We start from the raw sequence: 16,660 nt of genomic DNA on the forward strand, positions 1-16,660 counted from the left end.
AGCAACAATGTCACAACTTGAACTGCGGGATATCCGCAAAACCTATGCAGGCGCCCTGGACGAGACCCTCAAGGGCATCAACATTGACATCGCATCCGGTGAGTTCCTGACTCTCGTCGGCCCCTCGGGCTGCGGCAAATCCACGCTGATGAACAGTATTGCCGGCCTGGAAACCATCACCGGTGGGTCGATTGTGGTGGATGGCAAGGACATATCGGGCATGGAGCCGAAGGACCGGGATATCGCCATGGTGTTCCAGTCGTACGCCCTGTATCCCACCATGTCCGTGCGCGAGAACATTGCGTTCGGGCTGAAGATCCGCGGCATGCCGAAAGAGGAAATCCGCCAGGAAGTGGAGCGCGTAGCCGACCTGCTGCAGATATCCGCCTTGCTGGATAAAAAGCCCTCCCGGCTTTCCGGCGGGCAACAGCAGCGGGTGGCCATGGGCCGTGCTCTGGCCAGGCGGCCGAAGATCTATCTGTTCGATGAACCGCTCTCTAACCTGGACGCCAAGCTGCGGGTGGAAATGCGTACCGAGATCAAGAAGCTGCACCAGCGCCTGAAAACCACCATTGTGTACGTCACCCATGACCAGATCGAGGCCATGACCCTGGCAGACCGGATTGCCGTACTCAAGGACGGTGAGTTGCAGCAGTTGGGTACACCGAAGGAGGTCTACGACACCCCGGAAAACCTGTTTGTGGCGGGTTTTATGGGGTCTCCCTCCATGAGCTTTATTGACGTGGCGATCGAGCAATCCGAGACAGGCCTTACTGTGACGGTTGAAGGGAGCGATGGCCGCACGCTGTCCCTGCCCGTGCCGGATTATCTGGAGAGCTGGGCCGGCAAGCGGGTGGCACTCGGCATCCGGCCGGAACACGTAAGCCAGCCTGACGAACAGAAAAGAAATAACCTGATGGTGGCAGAGGGCAGGTTCACGGTGGAAGTCACCGAACCGACCGGACCTGACGTTCTCGCGGTTATTCGCCTCAATGATACCGATGTCCAGTGCCGGCTGGATGCCGAACACCCGGTTAACTGGGGCGAAGAGACCGACCTGATGTTCGACATGAGAAAGGTCGTGTTCTTCGACCCGGAAAGCGAGAAACGCATCCGGCCGTAACAAAAGCTCAGTAAGAAACTTTCCTCAGAGCTGCTCCAGCCGTGCCAGTAAATCGTTGGCACGCTGGAGCAGAGCCTCCCGCCTTTCAGGTTTCTGCTTGTCCCAGTTCCGGTACATCATGCCCATGCGTGGATTGTTGGCGAAATCGCCTCTATGGCGATCGATGAAATGCCAGTACAGGGCGTTGAACGGACAGGCATCGTCTTCCGTAGCCTTGTTCACCTTGTAATGGCAATTGGCGCAGTGGTCTGACATCCGCTGGATGTACTTGCCGCTTGCCGCATAGGGCTTCGAACCCAGGTAACCGCCATCAGCGTGCATCACCATGCCAAGCACATTGGGTAGCTCCACCCAGTCATAGGCATCTGCGTATACCGCCAGGTACCAGTCACAGATCTCTTCCGGCTTGATGCCCGCCAGCAACGCAAAATTGCCAGTCACCATCAGCCGCTGGATATGGTGGGCGTAAGCGTTGCGGTGGGTGGCATCAATGGCTTTGTGCATGCAGCGCATTTTCGTGTCCCCCGTCCAGTAGAACCAGGGCAGCGCGCGGGTGTTGCCGAGCCGGTTTTCCTTCGCGTAGCCCGGCATGTTCAGCCAATAGATCCCCCGCACAAACTCCCGCCAACCCAGAATCTGCCGGACAAACCCCTCCACCGCATTGATCGGTGCACGCCCGGCATACCAGGCCTGGGCAGCGGCCTCGCAGACGGCCAATGGGTCCAGCAGGCCACAGTTGATGTAGGGCGACAGAATGGAGTGGAACAGCCAGTCCTCGCCATCGGACATGGCGTCCTGAAAGTCGCCGAAACAGGGCAGGGCGAAATCAATAAAGTAATCCAGCGCCTGCTCCGCGTCTTGACGGGTCACCGCAAAGTGAAAGTCCTCCGTGGTACCGAAGTGATCCGCGAAATGCTGCTCCACCAGATCAATCACCTCCCGCGTCACCCCATCGGGCTCCACCCGGAAAGGCGCCGGTGCCGGCGGCTTGCCCGTCCATTTGCGCCGGTTATCCGCATCAAAATTCCACTCCCCACCCTCGGGCTTGCCATCCGGCGTCATCAATAAACCGGTTTTTCGTCGCATTTCCCGGTAAAAGAACTCCATTCGAAGCTGCTTTCGTCCTTCCGCCCAATTTGCAAACTCCTGCTTGCTGGCGATAAAGCGGCTATCGGGACGGATTTCCACCGGCATCCCAAGCCGTTCATGCCACTGACTGATCTGCTCATGCAGCCGCCACTCGCCACATTCCGTGGTGATCACTCTGTCTGCCCCGGTCTCTCTGACCTGGGTGGCGATAACAGCCTCCAGACTCTTCGTCTCATTATCCGGGTGGTAGGACTGATAGTGAACCTGCCAGCCATCGGCCTCCAGTTGTTGAGCAAAATGCCGCATGGCACTGAACAGCAGAACCAGTTTTTTCTTGTGGTGATTGGTGTAGCTGGCTTCGTCATGGACCTCTGCCATCACGATCCTGTCCCGTTTCCGGTCAGCGTTTTCGAGGGTGCTGATATCAGTGGTCAGTTGGTCGCCGAGAATCAGAATCAGGTTGGGCATGGCAGAAGTTGTGCTCCGTTATGTGGTTTGCAGGCGAGCAGCATAGTGAGGTAAGCGGAGGATGCCCCTGCCAAAATCGTGCGGAGCCATGGATGGCGGGGCCGAGCGTACAGGGATGTATCCACAGCGTATTTTGGCGGGGGCATCCTCCGCTTACCGGGCGCCGAACACCAAATACACCCCAAAAGGGGTATCAAGAGTACGCCAACAGCCCAAGGGTGGTTCAGATAGAAGCTTGATAAAATCCAGGTACCGGTGAGCTGATCCGCATCAAGATGCGAGGGAAACAGCTTCTATAAACTGGCAGCAATCCCTGGCTTGCCCACCATTTCGACGTTCAGAGTTTTGACTATGGCTTCCATTCCCGCACTTGCACCCGCCGAATCCACTCTCCCGGAATTCATCTGGGACGAAGCGCTGATCCGCCGCTACGACCTCAGCGGCCCGCGCTACACCTCCTACCCGACCGCAGTGGAATTCAACCAGAACTACCCGGTGGAAGACATGGTAAAAGCAGCCGCCCGCAGCAAAGCCAGCAGCCGGCCACTGTCGCTCTACACCCACCTGCCGTTCTGCGCGCACCTCTGCTACTACTGCGCCTGCAACAAAGTCATCACCAAGAAACGCGACAAAGCCATGCCCTATGTGGAACGGGTGCTGAAGGAAGCTGCGATCCAGTCCCGCCTGTTCGGCGCGGACAGACCAGTGAAACAGCTCCACTGGGGTGGCGGCACACCCACCTTCCTGCCAAAGGACGTCATGGAACACTTGATGGCCGGTTACGCCGAGCTGTTCAATCTCCAGACCGGTGACGATCGGGATTACAGCGTGGAGATAGACCCGCGTGAAGTGGCCCACGACACCCTGCAAACACTCTGGGATCTTGGCTTCAACCGCATCAGCCTCGGTGTACAGGATGTGAATCCCAAGGTGCAGAAAGCGGTTAACCGCATCCAGCCCCGTGACATGACCGAAGCCGTGCTGAACGAAGCCCGCCACATCGGCTTTCGCTCCATCAACCTGGACCTGATCTACGGCCTGCCGCATCAGACACCTGAGAGCTTCGCCGAAACACTGGAGACGGTGATCGAGATGTCCCCCGATCGCCTGTCCGTGTTCAGTTACGCCCACCTGCCGGAACGATTCTACCCCCAAACGCGGATTGTCGCGGACACGTTGCCTACACCTCAGCAGAAGCTGACCATCCTGCACAACACCATCAACCGGTTGCTGGAGGCAGGCTACGAATACATCGGCATGGACCATTTCGCGAAGCCGGACGACAGTCTTGCAGTGGCCCAGCGGGAAGGCCGCCTGCACCGGAACTTCCAGGGTTACACCACCCATTCTGATTGCGATCTAGTGTCACTGGGCGTGTCCGCCATCGGCCAGGCCAACGATGCGTACTTTCAGAACAACCATGATCTGCCAGCCTGGGAAGCCTCCATTGATGCCGGCCAACTCGCCATCACCAAGGGCGTAAACCTGACCCAGGACGACCGCATTCGCCGCTGGGTCATCGGCCAGTTGATTTGCCAGTTCCGGCTGGATCGCCAGCTGTTCACAGAGGTATGGCAGGAAGATTTGGACCGTTACTTTACCGATGAACTGTACCGCCTGAAGCCCATGATTCAGGATGAACTGATCGCGGATGACGGTAACGTACTCCAGGTTCAGCCTGCCGGCCGGCTGCTGATTCGGGCCATCTGTCAGATCTTTGATCTTTACCGGAAGGAGGGCGCCAGCAAGCGGTTCTCCCGAATCATCTGAGCCGGTCTGTAAATAAGCAACCTGCGTTGCATGCTAATATTTCGTCCTCTAATAACTGGACTCCGGATGGGTTGTTGCGTATTGTCTTTCGCTCTCTCATCTGGCCTTCCATGGCTCTGGTTCAGAGGACGAAAAATAGCATGACATCTAAAGATCTTTGTGGGCTTTTGCCTCACCTCAGCTTCCCTTAGCAACCTCAAATTCGTGCAGAGGCTTCCGTTTCAAGCGTGCCTGAACGGCCACGCTGCCGCCTGAGCGCGATATTTTTCCGACTCCCGCTTCCTAATGGCCGAATTTCCGACGATTCGGACCAATGGCGGCTGTTTGTTGTATTGAAAAAGAGGTTATGATTTGAACGACACTGGCTTTACCGAATTTTCAACAATCACTGTATTGTTACTACTGGCCGCCTTTTACGGCGGTACCTATTTGCTTACGCTACTGATCCGGAAAGACAAGGAAGACACGTCTGGCTTTATGGTTGCAGGGCACCATGTCGGTTTTGGTATGGGCGCAGCCAGCATGACCGCGACCTGGATCTGGGCGGCTTCTTTCTATGCAGCTGCCACCTCCGGCTATACCTACGGCGTGTCCGGGCCAATTCATTACGGCCTCTGGGGTGCTCTGATGATTCTGTTCATCTACCCGTTTGGCCGTCGGTTCCGCAAACTGGCACCCAATGGCCACACCCTGGGCGAGCTGATTCACGCACGGCACGGCGCCTCCAGTCAGTTGATTCTGGCGGGGTCCAATATCCTGGGCAGTGTGATCAGCCTGATGGTGAACTTCACGGCCGCCGGTGCCCTGGTCTCGGTGCTTTCGCCTTTGTCGTTTGAAACGGGTGTGATTGTCGCCGGTGTCGGTGTGCTGGCTTATACCCTGACGTCTGGTTTCCGGGCATCGGTGTTTACCGACTTTGCCCAATTGGTGGCGTTGATGGCCGTTGCCATCATTATCATTCCGGCCGTGCTGTTTTCTGCCGGTGGTACGGAAGTAATGGTCGACGGCCTGAGCCTTATGACGAATGAACAGGCGAGCCTGTTCTCGGTGGACGCCATCATGAATCAGGGCGCGCCTTTCTTTGTAGCGGTTCTGGCTTATGCCATCGGCAACCAGACCATTTCCCAACGGCTGTTTGCGGTTCGCGAAAAGCACATTAAATCGACGTTCGTAACAGCCACCATCGGTTATGGCGCCATAGTAATCGGCCTTGGCATGATTGGCCTGATGGCCTTGTCCGTGGGGATGGAACCGATTGATGGCAACATGAACAACCTGATCCCTCAGATGGTTTCTACTTATCTGTCGCCCGTCTTCGTGGCCCTGTTCTTCATTCTGGTCATTGGCTCCCTGTCTTCCACAGCCGACTCGGACCTGTCTGCACTGTCGACCATCATGATGGCGGATGTGTATGGCAAGAACATCGCCAAGAATAACCCCAACCCCAAAGTGATGATGTTGGTCGGGCGTATTACCATGATTGTCGCCACGGTGGCCGGGCTGGTGTTCGCCAGTTTCTCGCTCGATATTCTGGTGATGCTGGTGTTCGTGGGCGCGCTCTGGGGGGCCATTGTGTTCCCGGTAATCGTCAGTTGTTACTGGGATCGGGTCACCAACGCGGCCTTTACCTGGTCTGTGGTGGTGGCCATGGCACTGTTCTGCATCGCGCGCTTCGAGTTGCTGGAAATGACCGGATTCACCGTGCTGGCGTTTGAAGCATTGGCGTCTATTGGTGGAGCGGTGGTCATAGGCATGATGGTGTTTGGCTTCCTTGGCCGGACAGCCGGGCTTGTGGCCGGGGCGCTCACTCTTGTTGTCATGCTGATTTTCGCCACCGGCTTCCTGCGGGATTACATGGTGCTGGTGGCGTCTCTGACAGCCTATGGCGCCAGTGCGGTGGTCTGTACCGCCATGACGCTGACCAGCAATGAGCGTTTTGATTTCGACCTGATCAAGAAGCGGGTCGGTGACTACGATGACGCGGGTATTGAAGACGATGCCACAATGATTCCGGAGGGTGCAAAATGACAAACGAACTGGTTTATGGAACCTACATACTGATCTGGCCGGCAATCACGTTTGTTGTGCTGGGTGTCATCTGCTGGGCCGTAGCCCGTGACGTTCGCAGAGCCCGGAAATCGGATGAGGATCTCATCTGACCGGGCTATCTGAGTAATAATGCCTGAACCCTGAAAGCCCGGCACCTGTTGCCGGGCTTTCTTATGGAAGCTGTTCAGGCGGGCACCTTGAACTCATTGGCCAGTTTGTGGCTCGCGATGATGGAGCGGCTGGCGCTGTCCGTGATGTCCTTGAAGCCATTGATGATGTCTTCAATTTTGGTTGTGGACTCGTGGGTTTGCCGTGCCAGGGTTCGCACTTCATCGGCGACCACCGCAAAGCCACGGCCATGCTCACCGGCCCGGGCGGCTTCGATGGCCGTATTGAGGGCGAGCAGGTTGGTCTGGTCCGCCACCTGGCGGATCACATCCACAACATCGCTGATGGTGCTGCCGCGGCGCTCCAACTCCAGTTCCCAGGCTGATTGCCTGGCAGCGCCGGTACCACCAGCGTCAAGAGCTTGCCCCGCATGGAGAGGTTTTTGATCAGCTTCATTGTCGAGTCTCACGTTTAAAACTTGTGGCCATTTTCCGGATGCCACGCGCGCGTAGCTATTCACGTGAGGAGGTAGTCATGGGGGTAGTTTTCGGCTGCTAAGTCTTTGTAAACTATTGTTAAGTATATGATATGAGTATGTGAAAATGGAGCTAAGTAATCCCGCCTAGAGTACGTCCAAAGAGGTATGCAGCAACACTTCGGCCGCTAGGATGAGTCCAGTCTGACAATGATCAATGTGTCTTCGGTAGCCTGCCGTTAGGCTATCTGCTGTTTGTTCTAGCGGAGATAGTAGCTATGGAACTCGTATGCCCGGCCGGCAGCCTGCCAGCTATGAAAACTGCCGTGGATAATGGTGCTGATGCGGTTTACTTCGGCTTCCGTGACAGCACCAACGCCCGCCAGTTTTCGGGGCTGAACTTCAACGACAAACGCGCCGCAGAAGGTATTGAGTACGCCCACCTGCGTGGCAGCCGAGTGTTCTGCGCCATCAATACCTACCCACAACCGGATGGCTGGGAACAGTGGAAAGGGGCAGTAGATCGCGCGGCTGGTCTGGGTGTGGATGCCATTATCCTGGCTGATATGGGCCTGCTGGATTACGCCGCCAACCGTTATCCCGACACGCCCCGACACCTGTCGGTTCAGGGCTCTGCCACCAGTTACGAGGCACTGGCTTTCTACAAAGACATCTTCGACATTCGGCGTGCCGTGTTACCCCGGGTGCTATCGCTGGACCAGGTGCGTGGTGTGGCAAAACACAGCCCGGTTGAACTGGAGGTGTTTGCCTTTGGTAGCCTGTGCATCATGGCGGAAGGCCGCTGCTATCTTTCTTCCTATCTCACGGACGAATCCCCCAATACCCGTGGTGCCTGCTCTCCCGCCAAGGCTGTGCGCTGGCAGGAAACCCCGCAGGGCCTTGAGTCGCGACTGAATGAGGTGCTGATCGACCGCTATGGCGAAGGTGAATCCGCCGGCTACCCAACCCTGTGCAAGGGACGCTTCGAGGTGGAGGGCCATGTGTACCACGCCATTGAAGAGCCGGTCAGCCTGAATACGCTGGACCTGCTCCCGGAACTGCAGGCGCTGGGCATCAGCGCGGTGAAAATCGAAGGCCGCCAACGCAGCCCCGCCTACATTGCCGATGTGGCCAGAACCTGGCGCCAGGCACTGGATCACCTGGCCGCTGGGCCGGAGGCCTTCACCGTCGATCCGGCCTGGAAAAATACCTTGTCGGGCCTGTCCGAGGGTGGGCTGACCACCCTGGGCGCTTACCATCGCAAGTGGAAATAAGGTTCTTCCGATCATGATGAAGCTATCCCTGGGCCCGATTCTGTGGTTCTGGTCCAAACAAACGGTTTTCGATTTCTATGGCAAAGCGGCCGAGTGGCCGGTGGATACCATCTATCTGGGTGAAGCCGTGTGCGCCCGCCGGCGGGAACTGAAGCCGGATGACTGGCTGGATCTGGCCCGTGACCTGAAAGCCTGCGGTAAAGAGGTGGTGCTCTCGACCCAGGCCCTGATTGAATCGGAAGCGGACCTGCGCCGCCTGTGGCGGATCTGTGATCAGAACGAATTCATGGTGGAGGCCAACGACCAGAGTGCCTTGCAGGTGGCTATCTCCAATGACGTTCCGTTTATTACCGGCCCTTCCATGAACGTCTACAATGTTGCCACATTGAAAGTGCTGGCAAAGCAGGGGCTCCAGGGCTGGAACCTGCCCGTGGAGCTGGGCAGGGAGGCGCTTGGTCAGTTGATTGACGGCCTGAAGCAGGAGGGGGTGGAGCTGCCCTCGGAAGTCTTTTCCTGGGGTTTCCTGCCCCTCGCCTGGTCATCGCGCTGCTTTACGGCACGCCATTACAACCTGCCAAAAGACAACTGTGAGTTTCGCTGCCTGCAGCACCCGGACGGTATGGAGTTGCGTTCCCGTGAATCCCGGGAGCTGTTCCGCCTGAACGGTATTTCCACCCTGTCCGGTTCCCGCTATGACCTTATGCGGGAACTGCCGGATATGGAAAGGATGGGGGTGTCCACCGTTCGCCTGAGCCCGGAGCTCCAGGGTATGGATGAAGTGGTCAGGCGATATGATCAGGTGCGCCGGGGTGAAACGCCGGATTCAGATCCGCTGCAGTTGGTGGAGGCACCACCGTGCAATGGCTACTGGTACGGTAAGCCAGGGATGGATCAGGTTGCGGAATCTGTTGGCTGACTGGTTCTGATGCCCGGTTGAAAAGGACGAACTGCACCCCCAAGACAGGTGAACATTGGGTTTAAAGTCGCAAGGAGGGCATATCCTTCAGCTTTTGGTGTGGGTGGCAGTTGCCGTTGTCGGTACTGCCGTGGTCTGGATAGGCAGCGGCCTGCTGGAAGCTGCCAGTGAACGGCTGTCCCTGTACTATCGGCTGCCGGAGATTGTACAGGGTGCCATTGTCGTTGCGGTTGGTTCGAGCTTTCCGGAGTTGGCTACCGTCGTTGTCTCCACCCTTGTTCATGGCGAGTTCGAACTGGGTGTGGCGGCAATAGTTGGCTCTGCCCTGTTCAACATCATGGTAATTCCTGCCCTCAGTGGTCTTGTGGCGAGGGAGCAACTGGCCACCAATCGCGACCTTGTCTACAAGGAAGCCCAGTTCTACATGATCGCTGTGGCAACCCTGTTGCTGACCTTCTCGTTCGCGGTCATCTATAACCCGGTTGAATCCACCGGTGGCGAGCTTCAGGGGCAACTGACTCGAGGCTTCGCGTTTTTGCCCCTGGTGCTCTATGTGATTTACGTGTTTGTGCAGTACCAGGAAACCATGGACTACGAGTCCGATGCCGACGTCTCCCACATCCGGCCAGGACGCGAGTGGGGAAAGCTGGCTGCCGGTTTGGCATTGATCCTGGTGGGGGTTGAAGGCCTGGTGCGGGCCGCGGTCAATTTTGGTGATATTCTGGGCACGCCCAGCTTCCTTTGGGGTATCACCATTGTTGCTGCCGGCACGTCGGTTCCGGATGCCTTTGTCTCTGTGCGTGCCGCCCGCAACGGCAAGGCCATTACCAGCATCGCGAACGTGCTTGGCAGTAACATCTTCGATTTGCTCTGCTGCATTCCGATCGGGGTTCTGATCGCAGGCACGGCCGTCATCAACTACTCGGTGGCCGCGCCGATGATGGCAATCCTCACCCTCGCAACGGTGATCCTGTTCCTGATGATGCGTACGCACATGATCGTAAGTCGCGCGGAGTCCTGGAGCCTGCTGGTGATCTATGGAGCGTTTGTGGCGTGGATCACCATGGAGTCCTTTAATGTCACGAATCTGCTGGTCAATTTCCCGCCCGGCTCATGAAGCTGAGACGCATCGGTAAATAACTGAAGCCCCCGGTCGGAAAAACAGCCCGCTCGGGTGATTCATCAGGCGCGGGCTCCAGGGTGTCGACACTGGAAAGAAACTCTTCCATCAGAACCCTGAGTTCCATTCGGGCCAGCGGTGCACCAGGGCAGACATGAACGCCCGTACCATAAAGCAGATTCCGGTCACGGTTCTTGTGTGGGCAAAACGCATCCGGGTCACCGAAGACCTTCTCGTCACGGTTGGCGGATGCCCACAGGATGGTGATTTTCTCGCCCGCGGGAATCCTTCTTCCACCAATCTCCACGTCCCGGGTTGTGATCCGGCGGTTGGATATCAGCGGCGCGTCCATACGCAGTATTTCATCGATAGCGTCCGGCAACGCAAGGGTGTCGTTGGCAAGGCTCTGTCTCAGGTCCGGATGTTCAGCCAGGTAACTCAGCAGAATCGATACGCTGGCGCTGATCGTGCCCAGCTCACCGACAGTCCAGTTCCGCAGAAGGCTTGTGAGCTCTTCATCGGTCATGGGGCGGCCATTGACGGTCTCTTCCATCAGCGAGGTGGTGACGTCTCTCGGGGCGTTGGCTTCGGCCTGGCGTCGGGCTTCCAGCAAGTCGTGAATATAGCCGTCGAACTCATGGGCAACTTCTGCCATGGCTCGCCGGTCACGGGCGAGGGTGGCACGGTGGTTTTTCAGTACCCATTCACGGAGTGGTTCGTGAAGGGAGTCGGGCCACCCCATAAAAGCGCACTGTATCTGCAGGGCAAAGGCTCTGCTGAATTTTCCGATGATATCGAACGGCTGACCAGCGGGCAGGCTATTGACGAGGTTGCGGGCAATGCTCCGACAGGTTGGCTCGAATTCACTCATTGACTGATGCGAGAAATAGGGCTCGATTACCTCTCGATAGGGTGTGTGTTCAGGTGGATCCATGCCATTGGGGACCGACAGATGGCTGGATGCCGCACTACTGAATGTCTGGTGGTCTTCCAGCACCCGCATGACATCGCCATGCCTGAATAGCGTCCAGTGCTGATAATCACTCCAGGCAACCGGACACTGAATGCGCATGGTATCGTAGGCCCATATCTGGTCGCCCAGAACCTCATCGGCCCGGGGGGCCCAGTCAGGGTTGCGGGGATCGTCTGCCATTGCTAATCCTCGGGAAGAAAACATGTATCCTGAGGTTAACAGAGCGCTGATTTGTCTTCTTGAAGATAAGTCAAGTGATGGTCGAACTGGTATTGCGGCGGCAAGCCTGTTTCCCCGCTGACATTCCTGACGCTGAGCTGTGTACGGGGAAACAAAGCAAAAAATGTTGAGATAATTCAGGAGGTAATGCATGAATTCCGCCGAACGCCGAGAATGGGACAGGATTGACTTTGTGGTCAGCCGGGACGGCATTCCGGCAGCCCGTGCTTTTGCAGAGCAGGGCGTCGGTCAGTATGAATCTGCCATTCGTGAGGCTGATTCCGGAGGTAATGGATATGGTGCCGCCTATCGGGAAAGCCTGTTGGCTTCCATCCGGGTGTACCGGCAGTATCTGGAGCAAAAAGAGAGCCCCTGAAACATCTGGGGGCTCCATAGTCAGGTGCCTTGGAAATAACACATCCCGGAATTTGGAATAGGCATGAGGCTCCATTCGAGGCTGTCTAGTAGATTTTTCAGCCCCAGCCCGAGTTCGGTGTTGCCCTCAATCACCAGCCGCCGCTGGAAGAAAAGCTGATCCGGATCCTGTCGTCGTTCCGCGAGAGTTTTGAATGCTGCGAACGAGCCACGAATGATGGCCTCCCCCGGGCCATCAATAACGCGCAGCCGGTCAGCCCAGAACCCGATAGTGATGCCGGGTTGTCCACCATTGATCTCGAATCGGATACGGCGGCCCTCAAAACCATCGAATTCACCCTCAGCGATCGCTTCGGCAAACAGGTGATTAAGCGGTGCTTCGGCGACCATCTGCTTGAAGGGAATCGGAATGTTCTGGTCAATAACACCCAGCATTGGCACGGGTGAGGGCAGGTATTCTTTCAGGACCGCCAGCGATTGTTCGAGCAGGGCGCTGTTGGCAGGTAAAAAAGCAGGAATTGATAAAACCATGGGTTACTCCGGGCGGCCAGAAAACCTGTCCAGAGTAACGGAAACCGTGCGTCAGTAATTTGATATAACTCAGCCCTTGTGCAGGCCTTCCTCTACCGCCCATACGGCTACCTCTACCCGTGAGCGTAGACTCAGCTTTTTCAGCAGGTGCTTCACGTGTACTTTTACCGTACCGTCGCTGATATCGAGTTTGCGGCCGATCATTTTGTTGGAAAGGCCCTCGGCGATCAGGCGGAGGATATCCTTTTCCCTTGGGGTCAGGCTGTCGAAGTCCGGGCGCGAAGCCTGTTGCGGTTTCTGGGAACGAAGTGCCTGGGCCAGCAGGGTGGTCAGCCGGTCACCAATGACCATCTTGCCCACGGCAGCCTGGTGTAACTGCTGGATCATGTCTTCGGGTTCCATGTCCTTGAGCAGGTAACCGTCGGCACCGGCTCTCAGGGCGGCTACCACGTCGTCTTCATGGTCAGAAACCGTGAACATGACGATGCGGGAACTCACACTCTCCTCGCGCAGTTTTTTCAGGGCTTCAATGCCGTTCATTTCCGGCATGTTGAGGTCCATCAGGATCAGGTCTGGCTCCAGTTCCTGTGCCAGGCGGATGCCGTCAGCCGCGTTACTGGCCTCGCCGGCCACCAGCATGTCCTCTTCCATCTCGATCAGTTGTTTTATGCCCTGACGAAGCAAAGGGTGGTCGTCAATCAACAGAATGCTTGCTGGTGAGTCAGACATGGTTCCTCTCATTATATGAAGTAGTGTTGCAATACTTAGCCGCTGGCGGCTTCGGATGTAATCAGGTGCCGGCTCTTGGGTACAAAGCTCAGCGCCACTTCCACGCCGCCGCTCTCGCGGTTGTGTACGCTGGCCTTACCACCCAGGGTGCGAGCCCTGTCCTGCATGATGATGAGGCCATAGTGCTGTGCCGGCTGGTCGCCGGCCGGCAATCCTTTACCATTATCAAGTATTTTGACCACTACCCGGGGAGATTCAAACAGCACCCGTACCAGGACTTCCGACGCCTGGGAGTGTTTCACCGCATTGGCCAGCCCTTCGCGGATGATCTGCAGGGTATGGATTTCCTCGTTGGGCGAAAGGGTCTGTGGCGGCAGGCGGTATTCGAGTTGTACCTCGCTGCCCAGCCGTTCGGAGAATTCCTCCACGGTCTGGCGCAGGGCCGTGGCCAGGTCGGGGGTATCCAGCTTCAACCGGAAAGTTGTCAGCAGCTCCCGCAGTTGACGATAGGCACTGTTCAGCCCAGTACTGAGTTCCTCAAGGATTTCACCGTGGATTTTTTCATGCTCCCCGGTGATATGGAGACGGCGCAGTCTTGCTACCTGCATCTTCAGGTATGACAGAGACTGGGCCAGGGAGTCGTGGAGTTCCCGGGCGATCACGGTGCGTTCTTCCGCCAGGGTAAGCTGCTGCTCCTCGGTAATCTGGCGTTCAAGGAAAATAGCGGTCGCCAACTGATCGCTCAGGGTTTCCAGCAGGCGCCGCGCGGTCTGTGACAGCCCCTTGCTGGCGGGATACCATACCTCCAGGGTACCCAGCAGTTGCCCCGGTGTACGAATTGGCAGCAGCAATCTTCGGCCGTCGTTGTCTTCCGATGGCAGTTCGTCAAACACTTCCGGTGTTACCAGGCAGGCATTGCAATGATGGTCCTTGCAGTAGAACGGGCGTTCCTTTGTGGAGGTGGTAATGGCCTCCACTGGCTCGCTGGAGTTCTTGTCATGGAGGAACAGCCGGATGGGGCCGATGCCAAGCAACTGCTCCAGGTCCTGAAGCATGGGGATAGCGCCATTGCAAAGGTCGTGATTGGCGAACAGGGAACGACTGGAGGAATGCAGCAACTCCAGCGCGGCATGACTTCTTTCCAACTCGCGGGTTTTACCACGGGCCTCTTCTCGCAGTTCGCGGTAGCTCTGGGCCAGTTCGGTGGTCATCTGATCGAAAGCGCTGCCGAGCCTGGACAGCTCATCCGAGCCTTTCAGGTTGGCCTTGCGTGAGAAATCCTGTTCTCCTACCGCAACCGCGATATCCACCAGTTTGCGGAGTGGATGCAGAACACGGTTCTTCAGGTCGAGAAACAACCCGACAATAATCAGTATGGAGAAGATCAGACTGATGACCTGGATCAGGTGCAGCAAGTCAATGCGTGCTTCGGTCCGATGCTCAAGCATACTGACCAGTTCATCCACTGCCGCCACGTAGCGCTCTGTGATAGTGAGCAGGTCTGCTGTCACCCGGGTGCTGTTCGGGGTATTGGCAATCAGTGCCGGGCGGAGTTCATCCTGCCATAGCAATTCCATTGCCTGGTGCTGCTTTGCCAGTGGGTGGCCGTTGGCATCGGGAATCGCCTGCCTGAATCCTGAGTGGTCCATGCGCGCTTCGTACGCATCCAGCCTTTTGGTAAACGTAGTGGACTGGTCGCCAGCCGGGTCAGCCGCGGAACGGGCCAGCAGTTCATAGGCGCCCATGCGCAATGAACCGGCAAGGTTGATCGCCGTGGCATTGCCCTCAATGCTGCGGGATACCCCGAGGGTCGTCGCCATGCTGACAATGGCTGTCAGTACAACGGCGCCGACGACTATGGCGATGCGTTTAACGAGAGGGCTTTTGCGTGTCATCTGGTCTCTTCATTGGGGCCATGCAACGGCGCAATTCTCGCCTGTTTTCCATCCAGAGTGTACCTCCTCGAGGATAGTCAATTACCCCTAATTACCCCCATTGGCGATATCCCATCATAGTCTTTGACCCCTTGCAGGGCAAAACATGAAACTGAAAGTCAGCTTTTGAAGGGTAATGCCATGCAGCCTTTTTCCACCCGTGATGATGACGATCACGATAAATTGACTTCGCTGGCAGTAGTGCTTCCGCCGGCGGTAGCTGGCTTTGTTGTTGCTGCAGGTTGCTGGACCATCTTTGCCGTGGCCGGCGTGCATTTGAGGGACGCCCTGGGGCTCGGCAGCCTGAAGCTTGGCCTTTTATTGGCAATGCCCATGGCGGCCGGGGCGTTGCTGGCAGTGCCAGCCGGAATCGCCGCACAAAAGCTGGGGGCAAGACGGGTAATGATCGCCTGCCTGCTCGGGCTTGCCGTCTGCATGGCGTTATTGTTGGTTGTGGAATCCTGGGCCGGGTACCTGCTGGTTGCCGTTGGCCTTGGCCTTGCGGGCGGCTTCTACAGTGCCGGCTTTCAGTTTGTAACCCGTCATGCTGCTCCCCGGCATATGGGGCTCGTATTGGGGATATTTGGTGCTGGAGTAATGGGCGCCGGATTTAACTACTACCTGGTTCCCCTGATTCTGCAGGCATTCTCATGGACGGGGGTGCCGCTGGCCTATCTGGTCGTTCTTTTATTGGTGGTCACCCTGTTGATGTTATTGACCGACGATTCCGATTCTCTTGGTGATCCCGATGTGGAAACCGGGGCCAGGCAGCTTTTGCATCGCCTGGAAAACATGCGGGTATGGCGCCTGTGTCTGTATTTTGGTGTGGTGGCGGGAAGCTTTTTTTCTCTGGCTTTATGGCTGCCAGATTTCATGTCGTCCCGTTTCTTGCTGACCATGGGGTCTGGTGCCAGGTTGGCGTTGTGGTTCGTGATTCCGGGTGCCCTCGCCCAGATTGCAGGGGGTGGGATGTCGGACCGCTATGGTGCCGGCCGTGTGGTAGCGAGGTCGCTCGCTGCGTGCCTTGTGGCCTTGTTTGTACTGTCATACCCCGCCATGACGTTATCGATTCGTGGAATAGAGTCGGTCATCGCCCTGGAACTTGACCTGCCTCTTTTTCTGGAAAGGCTCTTCATCGTATTGCTTGGCGTGGCCCTGGGTTGCGCCATGGGCAGCCTTCAACGCATGGTGATTGCGGAAAATCGTGAGGCGGCGGGCTTGGCGGCAGGTATGTTGTTGTTCAGTGCCTGCCTTGTCGCCTTCCTGCTACCGGTGCTTTTCGGCGCAGTGATCTATTGGGTCGGTGTAGGTACCGCCATGTTCATGATTCTTTTCCTGATGTTGGCTGGCAGCTTGCTCCTTTTTGCTCTGGACAATCGTCGCCAGGAACGTCAGGCACTGTTACACAAGGGTGTATAACCGTTCTACCCACTGGGTGGTAGAGCCCGGTTATGACGGGGTAACCACGCAGATTTCAGGGTCTTTCTCCCACACAATGGTCTCAAAT

The 16,660-nt window shown here is 57.0% G+C and carries 14 protein-coding genes and 1 pseudogene; 9 read left to right on the plus strand and 6 right to left on the minus strand.

Annotation, left to right across the window (positions count from 1 at the left end; all coding sequences use genetic code 11):
- Positions 1-7: 7 nt before the first annotated feature.
- Positions 8-1,123, plus strand: coding sequence for an ABC transporter ATP-binding protein (locus NLU14_RS05805; RefSeq protein WP_275705234.1), 1,116 nt, complete (start codon positions 8-10; stop codon positions 1,121-1,123).
- A gap of 24 nt (positions 1,124-1,147) precedes the next feature.
- On the opposite strand, the gene NLU14_RS05810 is transcribed toward NLU14_RS05805, so the two are convergent.
- Positions 1,148-2,680 carry a cryptochrome/photolyase family protein gene (locus NLU14_RS05810; RefSeq protein ID WP_275705235.1) on the minus strand — a complete coding sequence of 511 codons (1,533 nt, stop codon included), beginning with the start codon at positions 2,678-2,680 and terminating at the stop codon, positions 1,148-1,150.
- A 351-nt stretch (positions 2,681-3,031) separates the two neighbouring features.
- On the opposite strand from NLU14_RS05810, the gene hemN reads away from it, so the two are divergent.
- The 3 genes from hemN to NLU14_RS05825 all read left to right on the plus strand — a co-directional run bounded on the left by hemN (position 3,032) and on the right by NLU14_RS05825 (position 6,609).
- On the plus strand, positions 3,032-4,450 hold the full coding sequence (gene hemN / locus NLU14_RS05815) for an oxygen-independent coproporphyrinogen III oxidase (protein WP_275705236.1): 1,419 nt from the start codon (positions 3,032-3,034) through the stop codon (positions 4,448-4,450).
- Positions 4,451-4,801: 351 nt separating this feature from the next.
- Positions 4,802-6,478: a sodium:solute symporter family protein gene (locus tag NLU14_RS05820; RefSeq protein ID WP_275705237.1), complete on the plus strand. Its 1,677-nt coding sequence runs from the start codon at positions 4,802-4,804 to the stop codon at positions 6,476-6,478.
- Entirely contained in the window at positions 6,475-6,609 is a 135-nt protein-coding gene (locus NLU14_RS05825; RefSeq protein WP_275705238.1) for a putative transporter small subunit, read from the plus strand. The genes NLU14_RS05820 and NLU14_RS05825 overlap by 4 nt, the downstream gene beginning before the upstream one ends.
- Before the next feature lie 125 nt (positions 6,610-6,734).
- Here NLU14_RS05825 and NLU14_RS05830 read toward each other — a convergent pair.
- A pseudogene (locus tag NLU14_RS05830) lies at positions 6,735-6,926 on the minus strand (methyl-accepting chemotaxis protein); the annotation flags it as partial.
- A gap of 434 nt (positions 6,927-7,360) precedes the next feature.
- Here NLU14_RS05830 and ubiU point away from each other — a divergent pair.
- The 3 genes from ubiU (at position 7,361) to NLU14_RS05845 (ending at position 10,389) form a co-directional block, all read left to right on the plus strand.
- Positions 7,361-8,356, plus strand: coding sequence for a ubiquinone anaerobic biosynthesis protein UbiU (ubiU, locus tag NLU14_RS05835; RefSeq protein WP_275705239.1), 996 nt, complete (start codon positions 7,361-7,363; stop codon positions 8,354-8,356).
- Between the two features lie 13 nt (positions 8,357-8,369).
- A complete protein-coding gene (locus NLU14_RS05840; RefSeq protein WP_275705240.1) occupies positions 8,370-9,272 on the plus strand; it encodes a U32 family peptidase in 903 nt (300 codons plus the stop codon).
- Between the two features lie 103 nt (positions 9,273-9,375).
- A complete protein-coding gene (locus NLU14_RS05845; protein ID WP_275705241.1) occupies positions 9,376-10,389 on the plus strand; it encodes a sodium:calcium antiporter in 1,014 nt (337 codons plus the stop codon).
- Here NLU14_RS05845 and NLU14_RS05850 read toward each other — a convergent pair.
- Positions 10,367-11,545 carry a cytochrome P450 gene (locus NLU14_RS05850; protein WP_275705242.1) on the minus strand — a complete coding sequence of 393 codons (1,179 nt, stop codon included), beginning with the start codon at positions 11,543-11,545 and terminating at the stop codon, positions 10,367-10,369. The genes NLU14_RS05845 and NLU14_RS05850 overlap by 23 nt on opposite strands.
- Positions 11,546-11,735: 190 nt before the next feature.
- Here NLU14_RS05850 and NLU14_RS05855 point away from each other — a divergent pair, with 190 nt between their 5' ends.
- Positions 11,736-11,960 (plus strand): hypothetical protein, encoded by a 225-nt coding sequence (locus tag NLU14_RS05855; protein ID WP_275705243.1) that lies wholly within the window; start codon positions 11,736-11,738, stop codon positions 11,958-11,960.
- A 20-nt stretch (positions 11,961-11,980) separates the two neighbouring features.
- Here NLU14_RS05855 and ubiT read toward each other — a convergent pair whose 3' ends face one another.
- The 3 genes from ubiT to NLU14_RS05870 form a co-directional block, all read right to left on the minus strand.
- Complete coding sequence (ubiT, locus tag NLU14_RS05860; RefSeq protein ID WP_275705244.1) at positions 11,981-12,490, minus strand: ubiquinone anaerobic biosynthesis accessory factor UbiT; 510 nt, start codon at positions 12,488-12,490, stop codon at positions 11,981-11,983.
- Between the two features lie 69 nt (positions 12,491-12,559).
- Positions 12,560-13,219, minus strand: coding sequence for a two-component system response regulator NarL (gene narL, locus NLU14_RS05865; protein ID WP_275705245.1), 660 nt, complete (start codon positions 13,217-13,219; stop codon positions 12,560-12,562).
- Between the two features lie 35 nt (positions 13,220-13,254).
- Positions 13,255-15,114 carry a histidine kinase gene (locus tag NLU14_RS05870; protein WP_275705246.1) on the minus strand — a complete coding sequence of 620 codons (1,860 nt, stop codon included), beginning with the start codon at positions 15,112-15,114 and terminating at the stop codon, positions 13,255-13,257.
- A gap of 180 nt (positions 15,115-15,294) precedes the next feature.
- Here NLU14_RS05870 and NLU14_RS05875 point away from each other — a divergent pair, with 180 nt between their 5' ends.
- On the plus strand, positions 15,295-16,572 hold the full coding sequence (locus NLU14_RS05875) for an MFS transporter (protein ID WP_275705247.1): 1,278 nt from the start codon (positions 15,295-15,297) through the stop codon (positions 16,570-16,572).
- Positions 16,573-16,660: the final 88 nt, after the last annotated feature.

It is taken from the genome of Marinobacter iranensis, assembly GCF_029207565.1.
Lineage (GTDB): Bacteria > Pseudomonadota > Gammaproteobacteria > Pseudomonadales > Oleiphilaceae > Marinobacter > Marinobacter iranensis.